This is a genomic window from Bradyrhizobium manausense (assembly GCF_001440035.1).
GTDB lineage: Bacteria > Pseudomonadota > Alphaproteobacteria > Rhizobiales > Xanthobacteraceae > Bradyrhizobium > Bradyrhizobium manausense.
This window is the reverse complement of record NZ_LJYG01000105.1, coordinates 55,455-67,899: the sequence shown is the minus strand read 5'-3', so window position 1 is coordinate 67,899 and position 12,445 is coordinate 55,455. Positions and strand designations below refer to the sequence as shown.

Below are 12,445 nucleotides of genomic sequence, written 5' to 3'. Positions count from 1 at the left end.
CACTCTACGAGTTCGACAGCGTGGATCGGGCAGACTGATATCGAAATTAGATTCCACCACGAACGGACGTGTGGGAGAAAATCGCGCCTGCTATCCTGGTGCTCGAGATCGCTTTGGACGCAGCTCGGACAGATTCGCAACGAAGCATAAGACCAATCATCTCGATGGAGCACCTCGTCGTTGATCCAAATTCGCTCGCCGTTTCTCGCGACGCGAAAGGTAGCTTTGTCGAGTTCAGAGAGCTTCGCTCCTGCAAGGACGGCTATTTCGGCGTTTCGGTGTCCATGAAGGAGTTCCCGGAGAGGGATTCCGTGATCGCCCTCGAAAGACTCAAGCGAATTCACACCATTGCGTCGCGCTAGCCTGCTTGCCAAGGCGTACGCAGGCTCGTCTGACCACAGTGGTACGGACGCATTCAACCTTGCGAGGCCCGTGATCGTCGTCATCGATTTCATGCAGTTCCGATCCTGAGAGCTGCATGCACTCCTGGGTAGTTTGACCGGAGGTGCCGAGCCCTTCTGATTGCCTCCCGGAAGTCGGGCGGCCTGCAGGAAGCCATCATCATCGCGAGCGACGGCTTGGTGGTCGAGGGAAACAACCGTACGACCGCGGTGGCTACGCTCAACGAGGGGGCCCCGAACGACGCGAGATGGAAGACCGTCCCGGTGGCGCGTTTGCCTCGCGACATCGACGGGAGGTCGATGGCGATTCTGATGGCTGGTTATCACATCGCCGGAAAGACCAGATGGCGTGCGTACGCGCAGGCCGAACATATCCACAGCATGGCGCACGATCACAAACTTCCGCTCGCGCAGATCGCCGAGGAGACGCGCATGTCGGAGCGCGAAGTCCGCCAGTATCTGGATGCGTTCAACTACCTCGTGAACGAGGTCCTTCCTCACGCGAAGAACGGGAACGCGACCGAAGTGCTGGAATCCAAATTCAGCCACGCGTTGGAATTCTTCAAGACCAAGAAGAACGAGGCGCACCGCGAGGACAAGTCCGCCCGCAAGGTGCTGGCGAAGCTCATCGCGACGAACAAGATCAAGGGCGCCGAAGTACGCGAGTTCGACAAGGTATACTCCAACCGGAAGTCGGCCGCCGAGCTCAGGAAATCCGACTTCAAGGCTGCCAAGAAGACCTTGACCAAGGTCGATCCCCTGGCGGGATCGCGGGCGCTGAAACTGGTCAAGAGCGTCACCGATGCGCTCAAGGATCTCAGTCAATCGGAAATAGCCATGTTCAAGAAATCGGCGCCGGCCAAACGGACGGTGCTCGAGCTCAGGGAAGCCGTGCAATCCGTCGCCGAAGTGATCGGCGCCGTAAAGGGTTGAAGATGGTCGCAAGCAGTCAGAAGTCCGAACCGGCGAAGGTCGTCGTCGAGCAGGTCGAGGAGATCACGCTGGACAGGATGAAGGTCCAGGTGCGCGGCCTCGACATCCCTCTGGACGACGTCCTGCTGGACCCCACCAATCCCCGCGTCGCCAACACCGCGGCATTGTCGGCGAGCGGGAACGAGCCCGCACTGCAGGCGGCGCTCGAAGGCCTGCTGTGGTCCGACAGCGACGTCCACGATCTCTATCGTTCGGTGCAGGCGAACAAGGGCCTCATCGAGCGGATCATCGTTCGCAGCAACATGGTCGTGGCCGAGGGAAACTGCCGTACCGTTGTCTATCGGAAGCTACGCGAGAACCATCCCAACGATCCGACCTGGCGTACCATTCCCGCCCGCGTGTTGCCGCCGGACATCTCGGATCGGCAGGTGGCGATCCTGCTCGGGGAACTGCACGTCGGAGGCAAGAACAAGTGGTCGGCCTTCGAAAAGGCGGGTCATATCCACCAATTGTTCACGCAATTCGGCATGGTGCAGGAGGAGATCGCCAAGATACTGAAGACCTCCAAGACGTCCGTGAACCACAACGTGCGCGCCTTCGACGTCATGAAAAACAAGTATCTGATCGCCTTTCCCGGACCCGGAGCGGTCCGCAAGTTCAGCTATTTCCTCGAGCTCTTCAACAAGCCCGAGCTGAGGGATTGGATCACACGTTCGCCCGAGTCCATCGACGACTTCGTCAAGTGGGTGGGAACGGGCAAGATCTCGCAGGGCCAGCACGTCCGCGAGCTCAAGGACATCGTTTCCAATCCGCGGGCGATCGCCGCCTTCAACCGGCAGGGTCGCGACGCCGCGATGAAGATCCTGAAGCAGGACAGGCCGGAGCTCACCTCTCCGCTGTTCAAGCTGATGGTCGAAATGACCGAAGCGCTGGAAGACGCGCGGTTGGACGACATTCAAAGGGTCCGAAGGGACGAGAACGGAAGCGCCAAGGCGATCGTTCGCGGACTCAGCGAAGCGTTGGAGCGCTTCGTCGATCTCTGCGACGGTCTGGACTAAGGGAGCCAACATGGCGAAATATGCGCGCAACATCCAAGGTGCCAAGGTCGAACTCGAGTTGATCGAAGTCGACCCCGATGCGGTAATTCTCGATCCGACCAACCCGCGCGTCGGATTCTCGATCAGGCAATTGCAGCCGGCCGAGACAAGCGACGCGGCATGCGCGCTCCTGCTCACCAGTCAGGAGGATACCGAAGCGTTGAAGCGCTCGATCATCCTGTCCGGGGGCGTCCAGGAACCGATCTACGTGCGGCACGACCGCACGGTCGCGGAAGGTAACCGCCGCGTCGTCGCGCTGCGCGCGGCACGCGAGGAGTTTCCGCAAAATCCGGCCTTCTCGTCGATGCCGGCCTGGCTGATCCCGGAAGGGACGCCCGAAGAGGCGGTGCAGGACCTGCTCAACGAGATCCATCTCGGATCAGTGCGCGGCTGGGCGCCCTACGAAAAGGCGCTTCAGATGAGGGCACTCGTCAAGGGTGGGCTGATAGAGGCGGAAGTCGCCGAACGATACCGAATGACCACCAACGACGTGCGTCAGCACATCGAAGCCGCAAATCTGATGGATCGGCTCTATTTTCCGATCGCCTCCGATCCTACCGACGCGGAGCATAGGACGAAGTTCTCCTACTTCCTCGAGTTCTCGAAGAACGGACGGATCCAACGCCATCGCCAGACCATGGAGAACCTTCCCGAGAGGTTCGCCCACTGGGTGATGGACGGTCGGGTGGATACCGGCATGAAGGTGCGCAAGCTGCCGAAGATCCTCGATGCGGACGAAGCCGTCCGTCTGCTCGAGATCGAGGGGTTCGACGCGGCGGAAGAATATCTGGCGGCCAAGAATCCCCGCGAGCAGGAGTTCTACCTTCTCATGGAGCGGACACGGCAGCGGCTCGCCGACATGTCGGTGAGCGAGATGATGGAAGCCGCGCGCGGTTCCGACAGATTGGAGGTGCTCGAGAACCTGCGCGAGACGCTCGACGACGTCCTTGACAACGTCCGCCGCGTCGGGACGAGAAAAGCGCGAGGCCGCCGCGCATGACGGTCGGGGCAGCACATCAGGCTCTTCTGTTGTGGGCGACGCGCCGCATGGCGGCCGACGGGTTCGTCGTCGCCGCGTTCGACGGCTGCGCCCGTCAGGCCGGAACCTGGAATGCCTTGCCGAAGCCCTTCGCCCTGCGCGGCCGGCGCCCGGACGCGTTCGGAATCAACGCGGACGGCATTCTCGCGTTCTGCGAGGCGAAGACGGGCAAGGATCTCATGTCGCCGCGCACGCGCGAGCAGTTCGCCATCTTCGGGCGTCTGAGGATAAAGGGCTCCTCGGCCCGCTGTCCTCTCTACGTCGCCGTTCCTCGCGAAGATGCGACGCTGCTCGACGAGGCCCTTTCCGCAGCGGGCGTCATCGGCGCCCGCAATGTCTTCAGACTGCACGTTCCCGAAGTTCTGCTGAGAGGACGTCATGCGGCGTGATGCACCGACGACGCTTCCCCATCAGGTGGAAGGTACGGACTTTCTCGTCAGCAACGAGCGGGCCGCCTTGTTCGACGAGCAAGGCCTCGGCAAGAGCAAGCAACTCATCGATGCGATAGCGGCACAGATCTCTTCCGGCGACGTCGCCGGCGCACTGATCGTGTGCCCGAATGGGCTGAAGACGAACTGGTCCGAGGAGATCGCGAAGTTCTCCGAATTGCCCGTGGCGGTCTTCGGCTCGGGCCGAAAGGCCAGGCGAGGCGCGTTCGCCCGGTTGCGCGCCGCCTTCTACGTCATCAACTACGAGGCAGTCGCCGCCGAGCTCGCTTCCTTGAAGGCCTTGCTCCGGTTCAAGCCGATGGCGCTGGTCCTGGACGAAAGCCACCGGATCAAGACCCCGGAGGCCCGCGTGACGTCGGCTGTGCTGCAGCTTCGTTCGAGCGCCAAAAAAAGGTACATCCTTTCCGGGACGCCGGTCGCGAACAAACCGGACGATCTGTGGAGCCAGTTCTATTTTCTGGACGACGGCGAATCGCTCGGGGCGTCCTTCGACGACTTCCGCGCGAGATACCGCGGAGAGGGAGGAGGGTACGTCGCGCTCGACGAACTGCGGGACAAGGTGGCGCACCTTTCCAAGCGCCGCCTGAAGGACCACGCAGTCTCGCTGCCGCCGAAGCTTTTTCGGCGGATGCTTCTGCGGATGGAAGGTCGACAGCTCGAGTTGTACGAGAGTATGCGCGACGAACTGGCGATCTGGGTCAAATCCATGGATGGTCGGGAAGTGGTCAGGGAGGCCGAAGCTATCCTGGCGAGATTGATCCGACTAGCGCAACTTGCTTCCAATCCCGGCGTGCTCGACGCCTCGTACGACGAGACACCGTGCAAGTTCTCGGCCCTCGACAAGCTTCTGGAGATCGCGCTCGACGGCTCCGACAGAAAAGCGATCGTATGGACTTCCTTCGTCCAGAACATTCCTGCTCTGCAGACGCGTTTCGCTTCGCTCTCGCCCGTCACGCTACACGGTTCCCTGTCCGCCGAGAAGCGCGATGCGTCGGTTCGCGCATTCAAGACGGATGACGATGTAAGGCTCTTGATAGCGAACCCGGCCGCAGCCCGGGAAGGTCTGACGCTCACCCTGGCCAATCTCGCGATCTATCTGGACCGTACCTTCAATCTCGTCGACTACCTTCAGTCCCAGGACCGCATTCACCGAATCTCCCAGACGAGAGAGTGTGAGATCGTGCTGCTCGTCGCAGAGAACTCAATCGACGAGTTCGTGGATTTCTCCTTGGAGCAGAAAAGCAGGCTCGCGAAGTTCGTGCAGATGGACACGGGTACCGTGAGCCCTTCCGATGCGGCACTCGAAAAGCCGGACGTGCTGCGCGCTCTGCTGGTTCCGGAGAAATAGAAAAGATTCCGATGTCGGTCGAATGCGCGCGCTGGGGAAAGACGATCGAATGCAATCCTTGGGGCAACTGTTGGTGCGCCCACTTTCCCGGTGAGCGCGTTCCCAATTTCGGCGGATGCCTCTTGACGGCATTCCAAAATTCGCCAAGTGACCAGCCGCGCGATCGTGGGCCCGGTCTCCTCGCTCCAGGCGGCCTAATTCGCTCGCCATATTCTTTGGTCCAGTCGTCGCGCCCACGTAGCTCGCTGAGAGACAGGTTGTAGAGCAGGGCAGCTCCGTGCATGATTTGAGAAAAATCTCGCCATGGCGAACCAAGCGGCGCGCGAATTCCGGAAACTCGGAGAGACGCGGGTGAGCCCAGAACCCCGCCTTCAGTTGTTGACCACCTTCACCAGATTACTACACGGGCATATGATGGCTCCGCGGTCTCGGCGGGATCTTGGGTGAGGACATTCTGTCGCTGAGAAAGGTATTCAGGCACTTTCGGCTCCGTCGTGGTTATCGTTCCGTGGGCCCTGGGTTCCTCTCGGAATGCGTCTCCGGACTGATTCTCAAACCCAAGGGCGGTTGGCGGCCCGCCCGCTGGACGATTCGAGCAGCGAATGCGACGCGGGACACTTCTAGGTAGCCAATCCTCACAAGGAGGGCTGAAAACGCCTAGGAGCTCAAGGGGCCTTCTTCCCGGTGGCGGGTCGATAGTCGGTAGCGAGCGACGGCTTCCGGGTGAGCTCAAACATTCCGATTGCGTGTGCAAAGTTGCATTTTGATGCCGCGCAGTGGCTTGGGTAGAGTTCCCAAAATAGCTATCAAATGGAAGGCGAAACGCGAAAGCCGCGGCAATTGCTTTCACCGAGTACGCAATTGCTTCCTATCCGGAGAAAATTGCTTTCTTTCAGACCGTATCGGGAGCCTTGTCGGCAAGGGCAACATGGCTCATTGGCTTGGGGTTAGCCGTCAGACGCGGGAAGGGACCGTTGAGAGCACATGGTGCGCTATTGCCGGCTGGAGGCTCCAGGGCGCCGCTTCGGCTCGGGGGCAGCGGGTCCCCCTTCCGTTGGAGACTAAAGGCTCTGAAAGACGCTCCAGAATGCTGCGGGAGGCTCACTGAGCACTTGCCCAGGCTTGAGGCTGGGCAGGACTAGAGATCGATCAGGCGCGCTGGAAAGCCGGGCAGTTCAGCAATTCAAGAGGCTAAGGCGGCAATGACGGAGGCTGGCCGGGCACTTAGGGGGCTGGCTCAATCTTTGGTAGTAACGCTCTGGGTCAGGGTTGTGTGCAAATCGAGTCCGACATTACCGTCATAGAGTTAGAGATATGCGTTATCCGACAAAGACCAACCGCCTCAAATATCGATCGTCGCGCTCAGCGAATGTTCCTGGATGAAGTCGCGGCGCGGCTCGACGACGTCGCCCATCAGCTTGGTGAAGATGTCGTCGGCCTCGTCGACCTCCTTGACCTTCACCTGCAGCAGCGAGCGCGCCTCGGTGTCGAGCGTGGTCTCCCAGAGCTGCTCGGGATTCATCTCGCCGAGACCTTTGTAGCGCTGCAGCGCGATGCCCTTGCGGCCGGCTTCGGTCACCGCCTCGAACAGGTCGGACGGACCGTGCACCACGTGCTCCGAGTCCTTGCGCCGCAGCTTGCCGGCGCGAGCGTAGACGTCCTGGAGCTTGGGCGTGTACTCGTCGAGCTTGCGCGCCTCGGCGGAGCCGAGCAGCGCGTCGTCGATCACGGCCGCTTCCTTGACGCCGCGCACGGTGCGCTCGAACAGGAAACCCTGGCCCTCGACGAATTGCCCGGTCCAGCCGCGCTCGACCTCCTCGGCCTGGCTGTCCAGCCGGGTCGCGATGTACTGCGCCGCAGCCGCGGCGGTCTCGGGATTGCCGTAGACCGACTTGTTCAGCACGCCGGTGATGGCGGCCTGCTCGACCACCTTGCGGTTATAGCGGCTGTGCAGGTTGCGCAGGATGCTGCGGACCACGCGGGCATCGTCGACCAGCTGGCGCAGGTCGCGGCCCGAGCGATCACCGCCGGTCCCCGGGATGTAGACGCAGTCGTCGAGGCCGGCGTCGATCAGATAATCTTCCAACGCCCGCTCGTCCTTCAGATACTGCTCGGACTTGCCGCGGGAAACCTTATAGAGCGGCGGCTGGGCGATGTAGAGATAGCCACCGTCGATGATGTCGCGCATCTGCCGGTAGAAGAAGGTCAGCAGCAGCGTGCGGATGTGGGCGCCGTCGACGTCGGCGTCCGTCATCACGATGATCTTGTGGTAGCGCAGCTTCTCGATCGAGAACTCGTCGCTGATGCCGGTGCCGAGCGCGGTGATCAGCGTGCCGATCTGCTCGGATGACAGCATCTTGTCGGGACGCACGCGTTCCACGTTGAGTATCTTGCCGCGCAGCGGCAAGACGGCCTGGAATTCGCGGTTGCGGCCCTGCTTGGCGCTGCCGCCGGCCGAGTCACCCTCGACGATGAACAGCTCCGATTTGGCCGGGTCCTTTTCCTGGCAGTCGGCGAGCTTGCCGGGCAGCGAGGACACCGAGAGCGGGCTCTTGCGGGTCAGCTCGCGCGCTTTTCGCGCGGCTTCGCGGGCGGCAGCGGCCTGGATCACCTTGCCGACGATCATCTTGGCCTCGGACGGATGCTCCTCGAACCAGGCCTGGAGCGCCTCGTTGAGGACGTTCTCGACCACGGGACGCACCTCCGAGGACACCAGCTTGTCCTTGGTCTGCGACGAAAACTTGGGGTCCGGCACCTTCACCGACAGAACCGCGGTCAGGCCTTCGCGGCAATCGTCGCCGGTCAGAGCGATCTTTTCCTTCTTGGCATTGGCCTCGGCATAACCGTTGACCTGGCGCGTCAGCGCGCCGCGGAAACCGGCGAGATGAGTGCCGCCGTCACGCTGCGGGATGTTGTTGGTGAAGCACAGCACGTTCTCATGGTAGCTGTCGTTCCACCACAAAGCGGCCTCGACGCCGATGCCATTGGCTTCCGCACGTACCATGATCGGCGAGGGCACCAGGGCCTTCTTGTTGCGGTCGAGATATTTGACGAATTCCTCGACGCCGCCGGAATAATACATCTCCTCGCGCTTCTCGACCGCGTGACGCATGTCTGACAGCGCGATGTTGACGCCGGAATTGAGGAAGGCGAGCTCGCGCAGGCGATGCTCGAGCGTCGCGAAATCATATTCGATGTTCTTGAAGGTCTCGGTCGAGGCCAGGAACGTCACCTCGGTGCCGCGTTTGCCCGGCGCATCGCCGACGACCTTGAGCGGTGCCACCGCATCGCCATGGGCGAACTCGATGTAATGTTCCTTGTCATCGCGCCAGATGCGCAGGCCGAGCTTGCTCGACAGTGCGTTGACGACGGAGACGCCGACGCCGTGCAGGCCGCCGGAGACCTTGTAGGAGTTCTGGTCGAATTTTCCGCCGGCGTGCAGCTGGGTCATGATGACCTCGGCCGCCGAGATGCCTTCGCCCTTGTGGATGTCGACGGGAATGCCGCGGCCGTCGTCCCGGACGGTGACGGAATTGTCGGCATTGAGGATCACGTCGACGCGCGTGGCGTGGCCCGCCAGCGCCTCGTCGATGGCGTTGTCGACAACTTCGTACACCATGTGATGCAGGCCCGAGCCGTCATCGGTGTCGCCGATATACATGCCGGGGCGCTTGCGGACGGCGTCGAGCCCCTTGAGCACGCGGATCGATTCCGCGCCGTATTCGCTCGCGGTGGAGGGCTCGTTTTCGGCAGCTTGCTGCCGAGCAGGTTCTGTCATGAGAGGCCTTCGAAATGTCGCCCGAATCAGCCGCGCAAAAGGCGCTGATCAGGATGCTCTTTGTGCCATGAAAGAGAGTTTGCGCCTAGCGCAAAGTATCTCCCGGCAACCCTTTGATCAGATAGGATTTTTGGGCCTGATTTCAAGCCGTTCGAAGGCCGATTCCAAGCTCCCTGAAAAGCCCGATTCGAGGCCCCGTTTTGGGTCTTCAAAGACGTGGATCTTGCGGGGGGACGGGCCTGTTCGGAGCCGCTGCAGCGGCCCGGAACAGGCCAGGGGTTCAGTAGATCTGGGACGGCTTCTTGTCGTCGCTGAGGGTCCAGGCCTCGCCTTTGGCCAGCGTGATCGTATCGGCGCGCACCCGAAGGCCTGACACAAGCAGCTCGTAGGGATACGTGCCCGGCGGCAGATCCAGCGTTTGTGGATGATTTTCGCCGCCTGCGATCTCAATGGTCTGAGCGTTGATCACAAGCGAAGCCACGTCGGGCCTGAGATAGCCGAATATCAGCCGCGCTTGTCCTGATGTCGGCAGGACATCGGCCTTGGCTGCGGCCTCCGGATTCCTCTGCGCCAGGCTGACCGTGGTTTCGCCCTTGGCGCGGCCGAGCTTCAGCACGGCCGGGCCTTTCGGGGAGATGAAGGCCAGCTGCACGCGATCGGCGGCGATGATTGCGTCATCCGGCAGCTCCCGCCAGCCGCGCTGCCCGAGCTCTCTGCGGTAGAAGGCCAGCACCTCGTTGAGCTCCGCCGGCACCCGCGCGTCGATCTCGGTCCGGAGCGGGGCCTCGGCGCCATGCGCCCGCGTGGTGCGGAATTGACTGAAGCTGCTTTGCTTCGGTGCCGGCATCTCGACGTTGGGATCTGCCGTCAGCTGTTCCTTCGAGCACCCCGCCAGAAGAATGAGGGCGCATAGCAGCAGCCGCCATCGTGCCGGGACGTTCGGCCCGCGTTTGACCATGGTCATGCTCATTCTCCAGGGACGCCGCGTCGTGATCTTCGTGCGATGCGAAGGCTGCGGCGATGCGCAGCCTCAGGACCACTAGTCGCCGCGCGAACCGCTCAGGTTCAAGCCGGCCGTGACTGGCAAAGGCTGCGGATCAATACATTTGCAGCGGCAGCACCTCGCCGGTCGGCCCCACCATCAGGCCCCAGGCATCGCCCGCGGCCAACTCGATCGTGCCGCTCCGGCCGCTCTGCCCTGCGATCTTCAGCGCGTACGGATACTTGCCGGGCGGCAGATCGAGCATCGGTCCTTTCGGCGATTGCGGGCCACCGGCGCCGGCCGCAACCTTGACGGTTTGCTTGTTGATGGTGAGCATGGCTTCCTGGTTGCCCATATTGCCCAGCAGCAGCTTGGCCTGACCTGGTTTCGGCATGATGTCCGCCTTGGCCGCGGCTTCAGGATTCTTCTGCACGAGGTCGATCGACGTCTCGCCATTGGCGCGGCCGAGCTTCAGCATTGCTGGTCCCTGCGGCGAGGCGAAGGCGACCTGGACGCGATCGGCGGTCGTGATCGCGCCTTCAGGCTTCTCCTGCCAGCCGAGTCTTTTCAGCTCGCTGCGGTAGAAGGCGAGCACGTCGCCGAGCTCGGCCGGCACGCTGGCTTCGAGCTCGCGGCGGAACGGCACCGCGATGCCCGGCAGCTTTGCCGTGCCCAGCGAGGTCGAGCTGTGCTGCTTCGGCACCGGCAGCGCAGAGTCCGGATCTGCTTCCAGCGGCGCGGATGCTCCGGGCTGCGTGGCAGCAGGATCGTTGCTCGCCGCCGGGCTGGTGACGGCAGGCTTGGCAGCGGCTGTCCTCAGGCCGGATCCGTTGGCGCTGACGTTCACCTTCGGGCCCATCTGCATCAAGGTCATCGAGATCGACTTGCCGGCCTTGGAAAATTCCAGCACCGCCATGTTGGGCTGGTTGATGACGGAGGGCTGCTCCTTCCAGCCGGCGGGCTTCAGGGAGGCGCGATAGAAGGCGGCCAGCGCCTTCACGCTCGAGGTCGAGTTGAACTCGAGCCGGCCGTCGCCGGACTCCACCTCCTGCGCGTTCTCAGGGACGGCCAGCGGCGCGTTGCTGCCTGCGAGCGCCTGCAACGGCGCATCGGACAGCGTTGCGGCCTGCGCCTTGCGACGTGCCGCGTCCTCGGCGAGGACCCGCTTCGTCATCGCCTCCGCGTCGTTCATGAACTGGTCATCGGCGTCTTTCTTCGCCTTGGCGCGGGCGGCGAGCACGCTCTCCTTCACCTGCGCGGTCAGATGGACCATCGTGAAATCGTATTTGCGGCCGAGATGCAGCACGCCGTTCTCCTCCGGCGAGGAGAATTTCAGCGCGACCTCGTCGCCCGGGGCGAGAGGTGCATTTCCCTCTTCCGTCCAGCCCCGCCTTGCAAATTCGCGATGGTAGAAGGCCTCCACAGTGGGCAGATCGGCGAGGGCGGCAACGATCAGCTCGCGCGTTGATGTTCGGGCGTTGCCTCGGCCCGAGGACGATTTGTATGGCTTCGGCTCCGGCAGGCCGGCCGTATCGCCGCGCTCAAGATCGGTGGGCAGCGCGAACGGCGCGATCCTGATGTCGACATTGGTGCGGCCGTCGTCGCGGCGGGTCAGCGTCAGCATCACCGGCTTCTGCTTGTAGAACTGCGTCGAGTCGCCCTCGGGATGGTCGTAATAGGCGCGCACGCCGTTCGGGATGACCGCAGAGAGGTCCGCGTTCGGCCAGCTTGCGGCCGTCTCGGGCGTCAGCTTGCGCCAGCCGATCGCGGCCATTTCCTTCGCATAGAAATCCTGTACCGCCTCGAGCGTGGCCGGCGCGATGCAGCCGAGATAGGGCCGGGTCTCGTCGAACACGAGGTCAACAGCGCCCTCGGGGAACGGCACGTTCGAATAGATCCGGCTCGGGGAGTAGGTGACCGCGGATTGGTCCGGTCGGCCGAGGCCCTGCGTGAAGGAGACGGACAGGCCCTGCCGTCCCTTCTTGAAGGCGAGACTGGTGTTGGCCTCGTCGAGCGGGCGGACATAGGGCACCCAGCCCTCGGCGACGAGCATCTTCCTGACGGCCGCCGATGTCACCGCGACCACGGTCGGCACGCCATATTGCACCCGGGAGGGATCGGAGGTGTCCTCGACCGCGCCTGGCAGCCTCGGCAGCGTGTGGGGATCAACATAGCCGGCGTCGAATTGCGCCGCGCGTGCGGTGCTCGCCATCAGCAGAAGGCCAAAGGCGAGCAGCAGCCCACGTGCCGGGACCCGCATCCCGCGCTTGATCATCGACATCGGCAGCACTCCAGGATTTCTCGCTCTTTGCGTCATGTGCGGGCTGCGACGTCATCGCGCGGCCCAGACAGCTAGTCGTGGATGGAACCGGGCAGGTTCAAAAGCGGTATCCCGGCCTGCCGGGCAGAGCGAGGCCG

General features: G+C 62.8%; 8 protein-coding genes and 1 pseudogene. 5 read left to right on the top strand and 4 right to left on the bottom strand.

Annotated elements, in window-relative coordinates:
- Positions 1-68 precede the first annotated feature (68 nt).
- Positions 69-446, bottom strand: a pseudogene (locus AOQ71_RS50405) (hypothetical protein); the annotation flags it as partial.
- A 255-nt stretch (positions 447-701) separates the two neighbouring features.
- Here AOQ71_RS50405 and AOQ71_RS29120 point away from each other — a divergent pair.
- From AOQ71_RS29120 to AOQ71_RS29100, 5 genes are read left to right on the top strand one after another with little or no spacing between them, the layout of a single operon-like run.
- Positions 702-1,334 carry a hypothetical protein gene (locus AOQ71_RS29120; protein WP_057754057.1) on the top strand — a complete coding sequence of 211 codons (633 nt, stop codon included), beginning with the start codon at positions 702-704 and terminating at the stop codon, positions 1,332-1,334.
- A 2-nt stretch (positions 1,335-1,336) separates the two neighbouring features.
- Positions 1,337-2,392: a hypothetical protein gene (locus tag AOQ71_RS29115; RefSeq protein ID WP_057754053.1), complete on the top strand. Its 1,056-nt coding sequence runs from the start codon at positions 1,337-1,339 to the stop codon at positions 2,390-2,392.
- A 10-nt stretch (positions 2,393-2,402) separates the two neighbouring features.
- Positions 2,403-3,431, top strand: coding sequence for a hypothetical protein (locus AOQ71_RS29110; protein ID WP_057754050.1), 1,029 nt, complete (start codon positions 2,403-2,405; stop codon positions 3,429-3,431).
- Complete coding sequence (locus AOQ71_RS29105; protein WP_157083672.1) at positions 3,428-3,859, top strand: hypothetical protein; 432 nt, start codon at positions 3,428-3,430, stop codon at positions 3,857-3,859. Before AOQ71_RS29110 ends, AOQ71_RS29105 begins: the two co-directional genes overlap by 4 nt.
- Positions 3,849-5,267, top strand: a complete 1,419-nt coding sequence (locus tag AOQ71_RS29100; RefSeq protein WP_057754044.1) for a DEAD/DEAH box helicase — start codon at positions 3,849-3,851, stop codon at positions 5,265-5,267. The genes AOQ71_RS29105 and AOQ71_RS29100 overlap by 11 nt, the downstream gene beginning before the upstream one ends.
- Positions 5,268-6,609: 1,342 nt before the next feature.
- On the opposite strand, the gene gyrB is transcribed toward AOQ71_RS29100, so the two are convergent.
- The 3 genes from gyrB to AOQ71_RS29085 all read right to left on the bottom strand — a co-directional run bounded on the left by gyrB (position 6,610) and on the right by AOQ71_RS29085 (position 12,308).
- Complete coding sequence (gene gyrB, locus AOQ71_RS29095) at positions 6,610-9,045, bottom strand: DNA topoisomerase (ATP-hydrolyzing) subunit B (protein ID WP_057754041.1); 2,436 nt, start codon at positions 9,043-9,045, stop codon at positions 6,610-6,612.
- Between the two features lie 280 nt (positions 9,046-9,325).
- A complete protein-coding gene (locus tag AOQ71_RS29090) occupies positions 9,326-10,009 on the bottom strand; it encodes a hypothetical protein (protein WP_057754039.1) in 684 nt (227 codons plus the stop codon).
- Between the two features lie 133 nt (positions 10,010-10,142).
- Positions 10,143-12,308: a hypothetical protein gene (locus tag AOQ71_RS29085; protein ID WP_057754149.1), complete on the bottom strand. Its 2,166-nt coding sequence runs from the start codon at positions 12,306-12,308 to the stop codon at positions 10,143-10,145.
- Positions 12,309-12,445 lie beyond the last annotated feature (137 nt).

What these genes read in the sequence shown, in the direction of transcription:
- AOQ71_RS29120 (WP_057754057.1), top strand. Translation starts at nt 702, where the DNA reads ATGGCGATTCTGATGGCTGGTTATCACATCGCCGGAAAGACCAGATGG.
- AOQ71_RS29115 (WP_057754053.1), top strand. Translation starts at nt 1,337, where the DNA reads ATGGTCGCAAGCAGTCAGAAGTCCGAACCGGCGAAGGTCGTCGTCGAG.
- AOQ71_RS29110 (WP_057754050.1), top strand. Translation starts at nt 2,403, where the DNA reads ATGGCGAAATATGCGCGCAACATCCAAGGTGCCAAGGTCGAACTCGAG.
- AOQ71_RS29105 (WP_157083672.1), top strand. Translation starts at nt 3,428, where the DNA reads ATGACGGTCGGGGCAGCACATCAGGCTCTTCTGTTGTGGGCGACGCGC.
- AOQ71_RS29100 (WP_057754044.1), top strand. Translation starts at nt 3,849, where the DNA reads ATGCGGCGTGATGCACCGACGACGCTTCCCCATCAGGTGGAAGGTACG.
- gyrB (WP_057754041.1), bottom strand. Translation starts at nt 9,045, where the DNA reads ATGACAGAACCTGCTCGGCAGCAAGCTGCCGAAAACGAGCCCTCCACC.
- AOQ71_RS29090 (WP_057754039.1), bottom strand. Translation starts at nt 10,009, where the DNA reads ATGACCATGGTCAAACGCGGGCCGAACGTCCCGGCACGATGGCGGCTG.
- AOQ71_RS29085 (WP_057754149.1), bottom strand. Translation starts at nt 12,308, where the DNA reads ATGTCGATGATCAAGCGCGGGATGCGGGTCCCGGCACGTGGGCTGCTG.